Origin of the sequence: Kribbella sp. NPDC051936, assembly GCF_040680955.1 — a bacterium.
Taxonomy (GTDB): Bacteria; Actinomycetota; Actinomycetes; order Propionibacteriales; family Kribbellaceae; genus Kribbella.
In genome coordinates this window covers 92290-107310 of sequence record NZ_JBFAXS010000004.1, presented here as the reverse complement: position 1 = coordinate 107310, position 15021 = coordinate 92290, and the positions used below count along the sequence as shown (strand labels likewise).

The 15021-nt window shown below is 70.7% G+C and carries 16 protein-coding genes; 6 read left to right on the top strand and 10 right to left on the bottom strand.

The genetic code is table 11. The features are described 5' to 3' along the window. Positions 1 to 69 precede the first annotated feature (69 nt). Positions 70 to 501, bottom strand: a complete 432-nt coding sequence (gene mraZ, locus AB0L64_RS14545) for a division/cell wall cluster transcriptional repressor MraZ (protein WP_130446673.1) — start codon at positions 499 to 501, stop codon at positions 70 to 72. 656 nt (positions 502 to 1157) lie between these two features. Between mraZ and AB0L64_RS14540 the strand changes: the two genes are divergently transcribed. From AB0L64_RS14540 to AB0L64_RS14530, 3 genes are read left to right on the top strand one after another with little or no spacing between them, the layout of a single operon-like run. Then, positions 1158 to 2063, top strand: a complete 906-nt coding sequence (locus AB0L64_RS14540; RefSeq protein WP_355480506.1) for an AAA family ATPase — start codon at positions 1158 to 1160, stop codon at positions 2061 to 2063. A 3-nt stretch (positions 2064 to 2066) separates the two neighbouring features. Beyond that, a complete protein-coding gene (locus tag AB0L64_RS14535) occupies positions 2067 to 3353 on the top strand; it encodes a DUF58 domain-containing protein (RefSeq protein ID WP_363710618.1) in 1287 nt (428 codons plus the stop codon). Further along, a complete protein-coding gene (locus tag AB0L64_RS14530) occupies positions 3350 to 5713 on the top strand; it encodes a DUF3488 and transglutaminase-like domain-containing protein (RefSeq protein WP_363710617.1) in 2364 nt (787 codons plus the stop codon). The genes AB0L64_RS14535 and AB0L64_RS14530 overlap by 4 nt, the downstream gene beginning before the upstream one ends. Before the next feature lies 1 nt (position 5714). Here the strand turns inward: AB0L64_RS14530 and AB0L64_RS14525 are convergent, their stop codons facing one another. The 3 genes from AB0L64_RS14525 to AB0L64_RS14515 form a co-directional block, all read right to left on the bottom strand. Beyond that, positions 5715 to 6149 (bottom strand): GNAT family N-acetyltransferase, encoded by a 435-nt coding sequence (locus AB0L64_RS14525; protein ID WP_363710616.1) that lies wholly within the window; start codon positions 6147 to 6149, stop codon positions 5715 to 5717. Between the two features lie 109 nt (positions 6150 to 6258). Next, positions 6259 to 6660 (bottom strand): DUF3040 domain-containing protein, encoded by a 402-nt coding sequence (locus AB0L64_RS14520; RefSeq protein WP_355689905.1) that lies wholly within the window; start codon positions 6658 to 6660, stop codon positions 6259 to 6261. Positions 6661 to 6892: 232 nt separating this feature from the next. After that, positions 6893 to 7636, bottom strand: a complete 744-nt coding sequence (locus AB0L64_RS14515; RefSeq protein ID WP_363710615.1) for a methyltransferase domain-containing protein — start codon at positions 7634 to 7636, stop codon at positions 6893 to 6895. A gap of 174 nt (positions 7637 to 7810) precedes the next feature. Between AB0L64_RS14515 and AB0L64_RS14510 the strand changes: the two genes are divergently transcribed. Continuing rightward, the gene (locus tag AB0L64_RS14510) at positions 7811 to 8170 is read left to right on the top strand and encodes a cupin domain-containing protein (protein ID WP_363710614.1); all 360 of its coding nucleotides are present in this window, start codon (positions 7811 to 7813) and stop codon (positions 8168 to 8170) included. 69 nt (positions 8171 to 8239) lie between these two features. Here AB0L64_RS14510 and AB0L64_RS14505 read toward each other — a convergent pair whose 3' ends face one another. Genes AB0L64_RS14505 through AB0L64_RS14490 form a run of 4 tightly spaced genes read right to left on the bottom strand, consistent with a single transcriptional unit; the run spans position 8240 to position 10885 of the window. After that, positions 8240 to 9454, bottom strand: coding sequence for a DUF480 domain-containing protein (locus AB0L64_RS14505; protein ID WP_363710613.1), 1215 nt, complete (start codon positions 9452 to 9454; stop codon positions 8240 to 8242). 52 nt (positions 9455 to 9506) lie between these two features. Then, positions 9507 to 9755, bottom strand: coding sequence for a hypothetical protein (locus AB0L64_RS14500; RefSeq protein ID WP_363710612.1), 249 nt, complete (start codon positions 9753 to 9755; stop codon positions 9507 to 9509). A gap of 36 nt (positions 9756 to 9791) precedes the next feature. Beyond that, entirely contained in the window at positions 9792 to 10265 is a 474-nt protein-coding gene (locus AB0L64_RS14495; protein WP_363710611.1) for an SAV_6107 family HEPN domain-containing protein, read from the bottom strand. Continuing rightward, on the bottom strand, positions 10262 to 10885 hold the full coding sequence (locus AB0L64_RS14490) for a DUF6504 family protein (RefSeq protein ID WP_363710610.1): 624 nt from the start codon (positions 10883 to 10885) through the stop codon (positions 10262 to 10264). The genes AB0L64_RS14495 and AB0L64_RS14490 overlap by 4 nt, the downstream gene beginning before the upstream one ends. A gap of 328 nt (positions 10886 to 11213) precedes the next feature. Between AB0L64_RS14490 and AB0L64_RS14485 the strand changes: the two genes are divergently transcribed. Both AB0L64_RS14485 and AB0L64_RS14480 read left to right on the top strand, forming a co-directional pair. After that, complete coding sequence (locus AB0L64_RS14485; RefSeq protein ID WP_363710609.1) at positions 11214 to 11777, top strand: DM13 domain-containing protein; 564 nt, start codon at positions 11214 to 11216, stop codon at positions 11775 to 11777. Positions 11778 to 11786: 9 nt separating this feature from the next. Next, entirely contained in the window at positions 11787 to 12257 is a 471-nt protein-coding gene (locus AB0L64_RS14480) for a YbaK/EbsC family protein (RefSeq protein ID WP_363710608.1), read from the top strand. Here AB0L64_RS14480 and AB0L64_RS14475 read toward each other — a convergent pair. Continuing rightward, positions 12244 to 12981 carry a nucleotidyltransferase domain-containing protein gene (locus AB0L64_RS14475; protein WP_363710607.1) on the bottom strand — a complete coding sequence of 246 codons (738 nt, stop codon included), beginning with the start codon at positions 12979 to 12981 and terminating at the stop codon, positions 12244 to 12246. The two genes, AB0L64_RS14480 and AB0L64_RS14475, sit on opposite strands and share 14 nt — an antisense overlap. A 10-nt stretch (positions 12982 to 12991) precedes the next feature. After that, on the bottom strand, positions 12992 to 14911 hold the full coding sequence (locus AB0L64_RS14470; RefSeq protein WP_363710606.1) for an N-acetylmuramoyl-L-alanine amidase: 1920 nt from the start codon (positions 14909 to 14911) through the stop codon (positions 12992 to 12994). Positions 14912 to 15021 lie beyond the last annotated feature (110 nt).

Genomic DNA, 15021 nt, shown 5'->3' with positions numbered 1-15021 from the left:
GAAGTCGGACCCGTGATCTCACCGGACGGTCGGTGTGTTCCAGTCCTCGCACACTGTTCAGCTTGATGATCAGAAGATCCCGGGCAGTACTTCCTCGGACAGGTCGGCGAACGCCTGCTCCTGCTCCGCGGAGTACCGGTTCCAGTTCTCCGTGTTCCAGATCTCCACCCGATTCATCGCCCCGATGACGACACAGTCGCGATCCAGTGACGCATAGTCGCGCAGCATCGGCGGGATGGTGACCCGGCCCTGCTTGTCCGGCATCTCGTTCGAGGCGCCGGCGAACAGCATCCGGAGGTAGTCCCGGGCACCTTTGTTGGTGATCGGGGCCTGCTTCAACTGCTCGGTCAGCTGGACGAACTCACGCTCCGGCCACACGGACAGCGATCGCTCCTGTCCACGGGTGATCACCAGGCCGTCGGCGAGCTCGTCGCGGAACTTCGCCGGCAGGAACAGCCGGCCCTTGTCGTCGAGCTTGGGGAAGTGAGTTCCGAGGAACACGCTCCACCTCCCCGTTGCGGACTTTCCGACTCAGGCGAGTGTTTCCACCACTTCAGTTCCACTGCGCTCCACCTTACTCCACTTTCCACCACCGTCAACCAACTTCCGCCCCGTTACGCCCCTGTGCCGCCTGAATTCACGCTCAGCGCCAGCGTGTCGCTGCCGACTCAGCCGTCACCCCATCCCACCTCCACAAGCCCCTGTGGAGCGAAGTGGAGGACGCAGTGGAGCAAAGTGGAGGACGGCAACGCGCAGTCGACTTTGGGCACGGGCCAACCATTCGGAGGCGCCGGAGACGGTTGGTCGGTGCTCAAGGTCGGTCGTCGCAGGTTCGTCGGATGAACTCTTCGCGGCCCGGAACCGTGAACCAGACAGCGGTTCGCAGCGTCGTACGCCCCGCACACTGCTTTCACCGCCCGTACGCTGGGGGGAAGACTTTTCCGACCCCGCCGTGAGGGCGTGCGCCGATGGACACCGAAACGCCAGGTAACGAAACTTCCGTGACTCTAGGCCCGACCCCCGCAGCGGGACAGAATGTGTCGGCAGTCAACGAATGGGGAGGACACAGAGTGAGCAGCACCGCGACCAGCTCGCCGCTGGCAGGAGCCGGGGACTTCGACGAGCTGTCCGAGGTGGCGGGCCGGGTACGGCGGGCCATGGAACAGGTGATCGAGGGCAAGTCCGACGTCGTCGAGGTGGCCGTCACGGTTCTGCTGGCCGAGGGGCATCTGCTGATCGAGGACGTACCGGGCGTCGGTAAGACGATGCTGGCCAAGGCGCTGGCGAAGTCGATCGACTGCAGCGTGCGACGGATCCAGTTCACGCCGGACCTGTTGCCGTCGGACATCACCGGCGTCTCGGTCTTCAACCAGGAGATCCGCGACTTCGAGTTCAAGCCCGGCGCGGTGTTCGCGAACATCGTCGTCGGCGACGAGATCAACCGCGCCTCGCCGAAGACGCAGGCCGCGCTGCTGGAGTCGATGGAGGAGCGTCAGGTCACCGTCGACACCACGACGTACCAGCTCGAGGCGCCGTTCATGGTGATCGCGACGCAGAACCCGATCGAGATGGAAGGCACGTACCCGCTGCCGGAGGCGCAGCGCGACCGGTTCATGGCCCGGGTGTCGATGGGCTACCCGGAGCCGGCCGCCGAGCTGCGGATGCTGGACGGCCACGCGGCCGACGACCCGCTGCAGAGCCTGCAGCCGGTCACCGACGGCCAGCAGATCCTGCGCCTGGTGAAGACGGTGCAGTCGGTGCACGTGTCGGAGTCCGTGAAGGAGTACGCCGTGGCCCTGGTCGGCGCGACCCGCCGCTCGCAGGAGCTCCGGCTGGGCGCCAGCCCGCGGTCGACGCTGCACCTGATCCGCGCCGCGCGCGCGGCGGCCGCGCTGGACTCGCGGGAGTTCGTGCTGCCGGACGACATCCAGGAGCTCGCGGTACCGGTGCTCGCGCACCGCGTGCTGCCGGCGGCCGAAGCGCATCTCGGTGGGCGCGGTGCGGCCGACATCATCTCCGGACTCGTGGCGAGCGTGCCGCTCCCCCGCACCCGCCGGGACTGAGACATGCGGCAGGCTTTGCGCGGACTGACCACCAGAGGGCGGGCGTTCGTCGCGGCCGGTCTCACGGCTTCGCTGTGCGCTCTCCTGCTCGGCCAGAAGGATCTGCTGCGCGTCGGCATCCTGCTGGCCGCGCTGCCGGTCGTGGCGGCGCTCGTCGTCGGCCGGACCCGGCTGCGGCTCCAGGTACGGCGCAGCCTCGCGCCGGACCAGGTGCCGGTCGGGACGCCGGCGACCGTCGAGCTGGCGCTGAGCAACCAGGGCCGGATGCCCGCGGGGCTGCTGCTGCTCGAGGACCGTATTCCTTATGTACTGGGCCACCGCCCGCGGTTCGTCGTCGACCGGGTCAGCCCGAACTGGCGCCGGACCGTCACGTACCCGGTCAAGTCCGACGTCCGCGGCCTGTTCCAGGTCGGCCCGTTGATGCTGACGGTGGCCGATCCGTTCGGGCTGGTGGAGACGACCCGGACGTTCACCCGCAGCCAGCATCTGCTGGTCACGCCGCGGGTCTACAAGCTGCCCGAGGTCCGGCTCGGTGCGGACCGCGCCGGATCCGGTGAGAACCGGCCGCGGGCGATCGCGGCCGCCGGCGAGGAGGACGCGACGGTCCGCGAGTACCGCGACGGCGACGACCTGCGCCGGGTGCACTGGCGGTCGACCGCGCGCCGCGGCGAGCTGATGGTCCGCCGCGAGGAGCAGCCCTGGCAGAGCCGGTGCGCGCTGTTCCTGGACGCGCGGACGATCTCGCACCACGGGCACGGCCCGTCGTCCAGCCTGGAGTGGGCGGTCAGCGCGGCCGCCTCGATCGGTATCGACCGGATGCGGCGCGGCTATGTCACCACGATGCTCGGCGGGCCGACCACGCTGTCGGCCATCACGCACCGGTCGTCCGCGGCGGTGCACCAGCCGCTCACGCAGCAGCAGCTGCTGACCGAGTGCGCGACGGTCGAGGAGCACAAGTACGCCGAGCTCGGCCCGTTGCTGACCGTCGACCGGCACGCGCAGGACCCGAGCCTCGTGATCGCCATCGTCGGCGCCTGCGGCAGTGAGGACATCACTGCCCTGAACCGCTGGCGGACCAGCCAGGCGACCGGTGTCGCGCTGGTGCTGGACGCCGCGAGCTGGGCGGTCGGCGCCGAGGCAACCGAGAAGGCGGCCCGGCTGAACGCCGCCACGGACGCCACCGAGAACGAGCTGCGCAGGAACGGCTGGCGAGTCGCCAGAGTCCGCCGCGGCGACCACCTCCCGACCGTATGGTCCGGGCTAGGCCTACGAAGCGGACGAATCGCATGACCGGACAAGCCAGGATCTCCCTCGCCGCCTGGGGAGCGACCGTGCTGGGGGCGATGGTCCTCACGCCGGTGTTCTCCGGCCCGTTCCTGTTCATCAGCGCGTTCCTGTGCGCGCTGATGACGGGGGTCGGCGTCCTGCTGCAGAACCTGCGCGCCCCGCGCATCGTCGTACCGATCGTCCAGCTGGTGGTGCTGGTCGAGCTGCTGTCGCTGTTCTTCCTGCACGACACGATGAAATTCGGGGTGCTGCCGCTGAAGGCGACGGCGCTCGAGTTCAACGCGCAGATGGTCGACGCGATGGACTCGATCAACCGGTTCAGCGCGCCGCTGCCCCAGGACTCCCATCTCACGCTGTTCGCGGTGTCGGTGATCGCGGCGGCCGGATTCCTGATCCACGTGATCGCCGTCCAGCTGCGCCAGGCCGCGTGGTCCGGGCTGCTGCTGCTGATCATGTACACGGTGCCCGCCGCGACCGTGCACGGCGGGCTGCCGTGGCTGCTGTTCATCCCGCCCGCGATCGGGTACATCCTGCTGCTGTCCGCCGAGGGCCGCAGCCGGCTGAGCCGCTGGGGACGCCGGATCTCGGGCGTCTCGCATCTCGACGCGGCCGAGCCCGTCGAGGCGTCGGCGCTCGGGCAGGCCGGCCGCCGGATCGGGCTGACCGTCGTCGCGATCGCCGCCCTGCTGCCCGCGTTGCTGCCGACGCTGCCGGAAGGTGTGATCGGCAACGGCCTCGCCGGCGGCGGGAGCGGCAGCGGGATCGGGGCGAGCATCTCGTCGACCGACCCGATGCTGGACATGGGCAAGAACCTGAAGCGCGGCGACAACGTCGTGGCGCTCACCTACAAGGGCGGCCCGACCGGCGGCACGTACCTGCGGCTGACCGCGCTCGACCTGTTCGACGGCAACACCTGGCGGATCGCGCCGCGCTCGCCCGGGCAGAAGCTCAACGGCGGCGACCTGACCCCGCCGCCCGGCTACTCCGGCGACCTGTCGAAGGTGCAGCAGACCTCGATGGAGATCGACGTCACCCGGACGTTCAGGTCCCAGTTCGCCCCGGTTCCGTACCCGCTGCGCTCGATCTCGCTGAAGCGGGACTGGCGCTACGACGCCGGCTCGCTGGACGTGGTCTCGTCGAACGGCTCGATCGTCGGCGGCAAGAAGTACAAGCTGACGTCGTACGACGTGCAGCCGAGCCCGGAGCAGTTGCACGACGCGATCACCACCAGCGCGCCCGACCAGTACACGTCGGTCGTGCCGCAGCGGACGCCGGCCGACATCAAGCAGAAGACGTACGAGATCACCGCCGCGGCCAAGGACAACAAGTTCGAGGCGGCCGTGCTGATCCAGAACTGGTTCCGCAGCGGCGGCGGCTTCACCTACAGCACGCAGAACGCCAAGGGCAGCGGTATGGCGGCCCTCGAGGACTTCCTGCTGACCAACAAGGAAGGGTACTGCGAGCAGTTCGCCACCGGGATGGCCCTGATGGCCAGGATCATCGGGATCCCGTCCCGGGTCGGGATCGGCTTCCTGCCCGGCACCGCCGGCAAGGACGGCGACTACACGGTCCGGATGCACGACATGCACGCGTGGCCGGAGCTGTACTTCCAGGGCGTCGGCTGGGTCCGGTTCGAGCCGACGCCGTCCGCGCGGGTCTCGGCCACGCCGAACTGGACGATCGCCGCCACCGAGAACCCGACCAACCCGACGACCGCGCCGACCAACGTGCCGACCACGCCGGGCGACCGGGAGACCCCCGGTGTCACCCGCCCGCGGAACGACCCGAACCTGCCGAACGACAACGGCTCCGTGATCGTTGACTCCGGCAACTGGTTCACCAACGGCGGCGGCAAGGCGATCGCGGCCGGCCTGGGCGTCGTCCTGCTGCTCTGCGTCCCCTGGCTGATCCGCACGCTGACCCGGCGCCGGCGCTTCCTGCGGCCACCGGGACGGGCCGCGGCCGAAGGGCTGTGGGCGGAGGTCCGGGACACCTCGCGCGATCTCGGCCTCGACTGGTCCGACATCGCGACGCCGCGGCAGGCCGGTCAGTGGCTGGTGTCCAAGCTCCCCGAGGAGAACCACGGCGCCGCACGCCGGCTGGCCCGAGGGATCGAGGCGCTGCGGTACGCCGAGGACACGCATCGCGAACTGGACCTGCGTGCGGACGCGGCCGCGGTACGCGAGGCGCTCTGGTCCCAGGCCCGGCTCCGTCGGCGTTGGCGGGCACGGCTGCTGCCGCCGTCGTGGCGCTGGTACCTGAGCCGGGGCACCACCGAGGCGTCCGACCTGCTCGACGATTTCGACCTGCTCCTGGCCCGGCTCCGCTCGCTGATTCTTCCGAAGCGCCCGCGCACCAACTGACTCACAGCGGGATCTGGTAGAGGATGAACCCCCGGTTCTCGGCCACCTGGTCGTAGAGCCGGCGGGCGGTCGCGTTGGATTCGTGCGTCGACCAGTACACGCGCCCGCACGCACGGTCGCGGGCCCAGTCGGTGACGGCTGCGATGAGTGCCCGCGCCACACCCCGGCCGCGGGCCTCGGGCGCGGTGAACAGGTCTTGCAGATAGCAGGAGTCCGGCGCCGTCGTGCTCGCGTGCGTCAGGAAGTGGACGATGCCGACCAGGTGCCCGTCGAGGCGGGCGCCGAGCGCGTGGATCTCCTCGTCACGCTGGAACCTGGTCCACGCCTGCTCGAAGAACTCGTCCGGCATCGTGCGGCCGTAGAACTCGTTGTAGCCGGCGAACAGGGTCTGCCAAGCGGCACGGTCAGTGGATTCCAGGCGTCCGATAGTGAGCATGGGACGAACGGTGTCACGCCGGAGGGCCGAGAGACGACCGCACCCGTCCCACCAGGGCACGGGTGCGGTCGAAAGGTCTCGAGAAGGGTCGAGCGGTGCTCGAAAGTGGTCAGAGATCCTCGTCGCGGCGGCGGCGCCAGCGGTCTTCCATACGCTCCATGAAGCTGCCGGACGAGTCGTGCTTGGTCCGGTGCCGCTTCGTCGGCGGCGGCGGCGGGATGTCGTCGGACTCCCCCGCGTTGCTGATCCGCTTCATGCTCAGCGCCGCGACGTACAGGCACGCCACCATCATCACGAAGCCGATGACTCCGATGATGGTGTTGGGAATGATCGCACCGGTCATCAGCACCGCGATGCCCAGCACGAATCCAACGCCGGCAAGCACTGCCCGGCGCTTGTAGTACAAGCGCACATTGGTCCCACGCATGGCGGAAACGAACTTCGGGTCTTCCGCAGCAAGGGCACGTTCGAGCTGCTCGAACTGGCGCTGCTCTTCTTCCGAGAGGGGCACCGTCGATCCCTCCATGATGAGCGCGATCTCGATAGGCCGCCTCCAGTCTAGGCCGCGCCCGCGTCACACGAAACCCTGACCGGCTGTCCAGCGCGTCACGGTCCCGCAACTGCCCTGGCCAGACCGGTCCCAAACCTGTGTCCTTCGGCGTGTCGCTCACAGCCGGTTCACAGCAAGCGTCCGCCCCGCGCGCCGGAGGTAGTGCTCTCGTCACCCTCCGTCGCAGCGCCGGTCAGCGGGTGGCGAGGATGTGCAGCTGCGTCGCCAGCGCGCGGAACGCCGGGTGCTGGCTGGCCGCACGCTCCAGCTCGGCCAGGGAGTCGGCCGCGCCCGGCTCGGAGTCGACGAACGCCGACGGCACCAGGTCCGCGAACGTCCGGACGCCGTGCACGGTGTGGACCATGAATCCGGCGTCCGCCAGCTGTCCGGTGATCCCCGCCTCGTCGAACCTCCGCGGCATCGGGTCGGTCGCACCCCAGCGCCCGTCCGGGTCCTGCAGCGCGATCCGCGCCTCGGCCAGGTGACCCGCGAGCGCCCGCGCCAGGACGACGGCGTTGCGCTGGGCAACCAGCAGACTGAGTACGCCGCCCTCGCGCAGCACCGAGGCCATCGCCTGCAGCGCCTGGACCGGGTCGTCGACGACCTCCAGCACCCCGTGGCACAGCACGGCGTCCGCGCTCGACTCTCCCGCCAGGCCAGGGAGCTCCGCGGCGTCGCCCTGGACACCGCGGACCAGCTCGCTGACGCCTTCGTCGCGGGCGCGGCGCTCGAGTGAGGCCAGCGCATCCGGGCTCGGGTCGACCACCGTCACCCGGTGTCCCTCGACCGCCAGCGGAACGGCGAAGCCGCCGGTCCCGCCGCCGAGATCGACGATGTCCAGCCCGCCGCCGGGGTCGGTCCGCTCACGTCCCGCCAACGCCACGCGCAGCGCCTCGCCCACCAACGCCGTCCGTACGCTGCGCCGCCGATCCACCATCAACCCTCCAGCCGGTCCCCCAACGCCACCCCACCGCGCCACACCCTACTTCCACCGGGCCCGCGGTCTGCCCGCCGCCCGTCGTAACCGGTCCTTAAGTCCCCGGATCTGTCGCCGGGGCGGGGATCGGCGCACTCTCGGCACCAGGGGAGATGCGATCACCAGGGAGGGATCATGGCCATCTTCAGCAAGTCCTTCGACGAGCCGGACGAGCGACGCTCACCGGACAAGACGAGCGTCGACGTCGTGAAGCTGCCGGGCGCCAGTGTCGCCCGGATCACCTTCCAGCCCGGCTGGCGCTGGTCCGAGTGCATCCGTCCGGTCATCGGCGGCGACTCCTGCCAGGTCCGCCACGTCGGAACCCTGCTCTCCGGCGAGATGGAGGTCGTCCACGACGACGGCACCAAGGCGCGGCTGCTGCCGGGTAGCGCCTACGTCATCGAGCCCGGGCACGACGCGTGGGTCGTCGGCGACGGCCCGGCGGTCGGCCTGGAGTTCGAGTCGCTGTCCGCGGAGACGTACGCCAAGGCCTGACGCAGCGGCCGATCCGGCTGAGGCAGCATCGGAGGGGGTGCTGCCTCACCCGGAGTCGCCAGACAGGGCCTAGTGCGACGGTGTCCGGCCGATGACGTACAGGCGGCGGGTGGTTTCGGCGCGGGCGCTGATGGGACCGCGCAGGTACCACTCGATGTCGGTGAGGCCTGCGGCTTCGGCCACGCCGACGACGTACGCCGGATCGTGGAGGACGTAGTCGAGGCTGACCTCGTGGCCGAGCAGTTCGTCGACGTGCCGGACTTCTTCGCCGGCGTGGAGCGCGAGGACCAGCCAGCCGCCGGGATCGAGCGGACGGGTCAGCGCGGTGATCGCGCCGGGCAGCTCGGACGCGGCCAGGTGGATGAGCGAGTACCAGCCGAGGACCGCGGCCCAGCCGGAGCTCGCGGGCGGCCGGCCGAGCCGGCGCAGGTCGCCGACCTCGAACTGCAGGTGCGGGAACCGCCGGCGGGCCTCGGCGATCATCTCGGGCGCGAGATCGATGCCGGTGGCGTCCGCGCCCCGGTCGGCCAGGTACGCCGTGACGTGACCCGGGCCCGTGCCGACCTCCACCACCGGGCGGCCGTTGGCGTGGGCAACCACCCGGTCGAGCAGCCACCGCTCGAACGGCAACGCGTCCAGCTCGTCGAGCAACTCGTCCGCATACGTCCCCGCGACGGCGTCGTACGCCGAGCGCACCCGGGCGTCCCGCTCGTCCGCTCCGTCGGCGATCACCGTGTCGCGGTCGACACTCTCGACGGCGACGGCGGCCTCCGCCTCGGGCACCGGGCCGAGGAGGTGGACCCAGCGACGGTCGTGCTGACCGACACGACGCTCCAGCTCCCGCACCAGCGGGTCGGGTCGCGCCGCCATCCGCTGCAGGCACGCCTCGACGTCGCTGCGGTCCTCGAACTTGTGCAGCCGCTCGGTCCGCGCCCGCAGCTCGCCCGGTGCTTGCGCCCCGCGGAGCAGCAACACGGTGATGAGCGCCCGCTCGTCCGCTGCGAGCTCGAGCTTCTCGTCGAGGATCTGGTGGTACTTCAGCGTGCGCCGTCCGACATCCACCCAGACGATCCGCAGCAGCTCCCGGTCCCGCAGCGCCCGCGCGACCCGCTCCACCGTCCCCTGGTCGTAGTCGACCACCGGATCCCGGTTACTGGTCTGGTTGCACGCCGTCCGCAGTGCGTTCGCCGTCAACGGGTACGACGCCGGCACCGTGACCTGCTTCTCCAGCAGGCTCCCGAGAACCCGCTGCTCCTCGACATCCAACACCGGAAGTCCACTCACCCCGCCGACCCTAGACGCTGCCCGGCCGACGGATGAACACCTTTCGGCCGACTCAGCCGGGTTGGTAGGTGTCGGGCAGGATCAGGGGCTCGAACGCGGTGCCGTTGCAGGTCGGGCAGAGGATGTCGGCCTGGATGCCGGAACCCGCGCACTGCGTGCACAGGCCGTCGTGCCAGGAGTCGCCGGACAACGCCTGGTGGGGACGTGGGTAGTGGGTGTCCGGCAGGTAGCACTCGGCACCGGTGAGGGCGTGGACACGACCACACAGGTCCTTGCCGAGGCCTCGGGAGGGTTCGCTCACGGTCGGGATCTCCTCAACGCGGGACGGATGCGCGCCTCAGCTGGCTTGCATCCAGGACTGGGTCAGGACGGACTGCGGGTCGGTGGTCGCGGTGAGCACCGGCGTGGTGGACAACCGCAGGCTGGCTTCCACCTGGGCGTAGAAGGTCTCCACGGCGCGGATCAGGTCGTCCGCCTCGCGGGTGCTGACGGCGCGCTCCAGCCCCGCCTCGGCGGCGGCGCGCTGGGCGGCGCCGGCGGCGAAGAACGTGGCCCACTCGCCGAACTCGGGCGCGACCTCGGCGAGCAGCACCCAGGCGTTGCGCTGGACCCGCCGGCGGCTGCCCGACCGGACCGGCCGGGCGCGGACGGCGAGCACCGCGGCCGCGACCCGGAGCGCCGCGACGTGGGCGCTCGAGTAGCGGATCAGATGGTCGTTGGTCTCCGTCGCCTCGGCCAGGGCGGCACGGGCACGGAACAGCTCTCGGCTGGCCGCGCCGGCCGCGGCCGGCGACACCGGTGAAACAGTCATCGGTCGGTCACCCTTTCCAGTTGCCAGCGGCCCGAGTCCGGGTCGTGGGCGAGGTCGAACATCTCCTGCCGGCCGCTCCGGCCGCAGCCGGCTTCCACCCGGAAGACCGTGCGCTCCGGTCCCCAGTCGGCGTCCAGCACCCCGACGGCCGCCGGAGTGCCGGCCGAACGCGTGCCGGCGGGCAGCGTGGCAGCGGGGCGCGAGCGGGGGTTGGCCGCCGCTGCCACGCCGGCTGTGTGCGCCCGGGCCGGACGGGCCGCGGCGCGGGCCGCCGAACAGGCCTCGGCGACGGTGGCCGCGTCGATCCGGGCCAGCGAATCGACACCCGCGGCCCGCCGGTCGGCTCGTGAGTCGGCCCGTGAGTCGATCCGGTCGAACGCGCGCTCGGCGCGGGCGTCGTACGCAGAGGTGGCGCCGGCGAAGTCGGTGCGGACGGCGTACGGGTCGTGGATGTCACCGGTGCCGATGACGCCGCGCTCCCACCAGGCCGCGGTCTCGGTCCACTGGGACCTGACCGCGCGGACCCGCCAGAGGCGGCCGCGCCAGAGGAACTGGTCGGGGACCTGCACACCGTCCACCGCGATCGAGTGCACCTCGACGGCGTCGTCGAACTCCCACATGTCCCATCGCCTCCTGATCACCACCGGCCCCGAGTCGGCGGCCCGGCGGGTGGGCACGGGGTGGGGGTCGAGGACCACCCCGGTGCCGGACCCGCCGGGACCACCGGATTCCGATGCGGCCGCAACTCCGCACCGGAGCCGTCCAGTTGTCCGGTCCACCTCGGTCCGGCCTCCCGACGAAACCGGGCCCGAGGTAATCGAACATCTGTTCGAACAAGGGAAGCGTATCGCCGTCCGCCGACAGTCGTCAACGTTCCGTAAGCCCGGCGCGCCGCCGGGGGCGCGGTCCGGGCGCCAGACTGGAAGCTCCGGGACGGAGGGACGAACGATGCGGAAACGGGCAGCCGGAACGGCCGCGGCGGCGGTCGCCGTCGTGGTGGCAGCGATCGCGCTGCCGCTCTTCCAGCCGTGGCGGCTCGTCACCGACAAGGTCGTCGACGAGGCACTGCCCGGCGCTGTTCCGATCTCCACGACTTCATCGTCGGCCAGGCCACCGACAATTTCCGCCGGGCCGCAACGGCCGGCCTCCCGGCCGGCGCCGCAGACCAGGGTGCTGCTGACCGGTCAGTTGATCTCGCACGAACACCGGACGTCCGGCACGGTCGCGGTTCTCGCCCTGCCCGACGGCCGCCGGATCCTCCGGATCGAGAACCTGGACACCTCCGACGGTCCCGACCTGAAGGTCTGGCTGAGCGACGCGAAGGTGGTCGCCGGCAAGGCCGGCTGGCATGTCTTCGACGACGGGCGGTACCGCGCCCTGGGCCCCCTGAAGGGCAACCACGGCAACCAGAACTACCCGATCCCCGCCGACGTGCGGCTCGACGACTTCCGCAGCGCGGTGATCTGGTGCGACCGGTTCAACGTGTCGTTCGGCGCCGCCGGGCTGACCTAAGCTCACACCGTGAGCAGTCATCCCAATGTGCAGAAAGTGGCCGACGCGCTGGCGGCGGCCGGTGCGACCGGTGAGATCGTGATCCTCGACGAGGCGGTGCCGACGGCGGCGGCCGCGGCGGCCGAGCTCGGCTGCGAGGTCGGCGCGATCGCGAACAGCCTGATCTTCGCCGGCGACGGCGCCCCGGTGCTGATCCTCACCTCGGGCGCGCACCGGGTGGACACCGCCAAGGTCGCTGCCGAGCTCGGGATCGGGAAGCTGAAGCGGGCCACGCCGGAGTTCGTCAAGGAGCACACCGGTCAGTCGATCGGCGGCGTCGCCCCGGTCGGGCACCCGGGCCGCGTCCCGACGTACGTCGACACCGCCCTCGAGCAGTACCCGGTGATCTGGGCCGCCGCGGGCATCCCGCATTCGGTGTTCCCGACGACGTACGGCGAGCTGCTGAAGCTCACCGACGGCACGCCGATCACCGTGAATTGAGGACGGCGGGAATCGCGGTGCGCACGAAGCGCCGGGTCAGCCCGGCGCGGGTGTGCCGCCACCAGGGACCGGTGCGGAACGCCGGCCCGTAGCGGCGGCGCCTGATGTCCTCGACGACGTCCGCGGGAGCTCCGAGGCGGGGCAGGACGTCGAAGGCCGCGCGCTTGGTGATCAGGTCGCCGGTGGCCAGCGTCACGTGGGCGCGGGCGATCGTGAGCAGGCTGAGGTCGACCCAGATGTCGGCGTACCAGTTCGACCGCTTCCGGGTGGCCGGCAGCCAGAACTCGCGCAGGTCCCGGCGGATGAAGGCGAAGAGCTCATCGTCGCTGGTCGGCGGCAGCAGGCCGGCCGGCGCCGGGCCGAAGAGCGTCCGGTTGCCGATCGCGAGCTCCCGGCGGGTCACCGGCGTCACGGGGCGGTCGAAATACCGGCCCTGGGCGAACGTCGGGTGGCGCACCGACGGGTCGGCCAGCTGCGACCTCAGCATGTAGGAGCAGTGCAGCTTGGCTGCCAGCGGATCCGAGCGCATCAGCTCCTGGTGCAGTTCGGCCACTGCCGGGGTCGGCGGCGAAGAGACCACGGCGACGACATCCAGGTCACTGCGTCCCAGTTGGTAGTCCCCCAGCGCCAGCGAGCCGTGCAGCCAGATCGCTTCGACCGCGGCGACTTCACGCACAGACGCAACGAAGCCGTCCAGCAGCGGCTGGACGGCTTCGTCGATCACGACAGCCAGATTAGACGGCCGGTCGGACGTCCACGTCGGCGGCCCGGACGTACGCCATCCGGTGGCCGAACCAGATCTGGTAGTACTTGTCCTTCCCGAGCACCTGGACGTGGTCCGCCGGCGGCTCACCGGCGAACGTCACGGCCCGGTAGTAGTCGGTCTCGATGCTCAGGTCACCGACCGGGTAGGCCTGGCCCTCGCCGATCGTGTACTGCAGCGGCGTCACCGTCTGGTACGGAATGCCGGCCGGGTACGCCGACTTCTCCGGGTAGGCCCGGCCGTACACCGGCACCGACGTCTTGCCCGCCTTCGGCTTCACGACCAGGCCCGGCTTGGCGAACGCGTCAGGTGCGGACGCCGGGCTCTTGAACCAGCCCTTCGCGCCCAGGTACCAGACCGCCACCCAGTCGCCCTGCCGCTCGGCCACGACGTACTCCGAACCTGCTGCGACGCGGGAGCCCATGTCGGAGACCTCGACGGTGCCGTTGGAGCCGTCCGGGTGCAGACCGAGGTCCTTGACCAGCGGAGCGTTGTCGTCCGGCGCCTGGCGCAGGTAGACGAAGTTGGTGCCCTGCGGCTTGCACGGCGTGCCGGGCGCGTCGCAGCTGTTGATCACCTGGACGTTGCCCTCGAAGCCCGGCTTGATCGTGACGATCGAGCCTGCCTTCACCGGGAACACGGACTTGCCCCAGATCGGCGCGCCGACCAGGTCCATGTAGTGCTCCCAGTCCCAGTACGGTCCCGGGTCCCAGTGCATGCCGCGGACCGTGGACGGCACGGTGCCCGGCACCTGGTCGTGGCCGATGATGTGCGCCCGGTCGAGCGGGATGTTGTTCTTGGCTGCCAGGTAGGCCACCAGCTTGGCTGAGTTGCGGTACAGCGCCTCGGTGTACCAGGTCGCGCCCTGGGCCGCGAAGCCCTCGTGCTCGATCCCGATGCTGTGCATGTTCACGTACCAGTTGCCGGCGTGCCAGGCGACGTCGTTGGCCTTCACGTGCTGCCAGATGTGGCCGTCCGACGAGCGCATCGTGTACTGCCAGCTCACGTACGTCGGGTCCTGGACCAGGTTCAGTACGCCCCGCCAGCCGCCCTCGGTGTCGTGGATGACGATGTAGTCGATCTTCCCGGTCTCTGGCCGGTTCGCGAGGTCGTGGTTGCCGTAGTCGCCGTCACCGAACTCCGAGTACGGCGCGGGCAGCCACTCGCAGCCGAGCGACGCCGGGCACTCCACGTCCGACGTGGACGCCTGCACACCGGCCGGCAGCGACAGCTTGCCGAGCTGCGACTTGTCCGGTGTCACCGCGACGGCCGGCATCACGATCTGCTGGCCGGTGTTGGTGGTCCGGGCCGCGCCCTTGGCCATGATCGTGTAGACGTCGTCGGCGAACCCGGCGGCGCCGGCCTTGTCCCCCGCCTCGGCGTACGACGCGACCGCGCCGTACCAGGCGGCGGGCGAGGTGTCCGCGCCGACCGGCAGGCCGAGCGACTTCTGGTACGACGCGAGCACCGCCGCGCCGCCGTTGATGTTGGCGGTCACGTCGGTGCGCAGCGCGCCTTGATCGAGGCCGGTCAGCTCGGACGCCTTCTGCAGCGTCTGCAGCGACTCGGCGGTCGCGACCTTCTGCTTCCCGGACAGGTCCGCCACCTCGGACGCACCGAGTCCGGTGAGGTGCATCGGGCCGTAGCCGCCGGACGTGCTCGGCGCGCCGGCGTGGTCGTCCCAGCGGGACTCCGCGTAGGAGACGGCCAGCAGGACCGACTCCGGTACACCGTACTTCGCGGCGGCCGCGCTGTACGCCGACGCGGCGCCAGCAGACGGCTCACCCAGTTGTGACGCCTCGGCGGGTGGACCTCCCAACGACACGCCGGTCAGGGCGACCGGCAGCGCTACCGCAGCGAGTGCGGCAAGAATCTTCGGACGACGCAGCATGATGTTCTCCTGAACCCGTGGGCGGGTGCCGGTCACACAGACTGGCAGCCTAGTCACTGTGGGTCGAGGCGACGCGGATGTCAACGGTTAACCAAAACTCACGTCGTCGG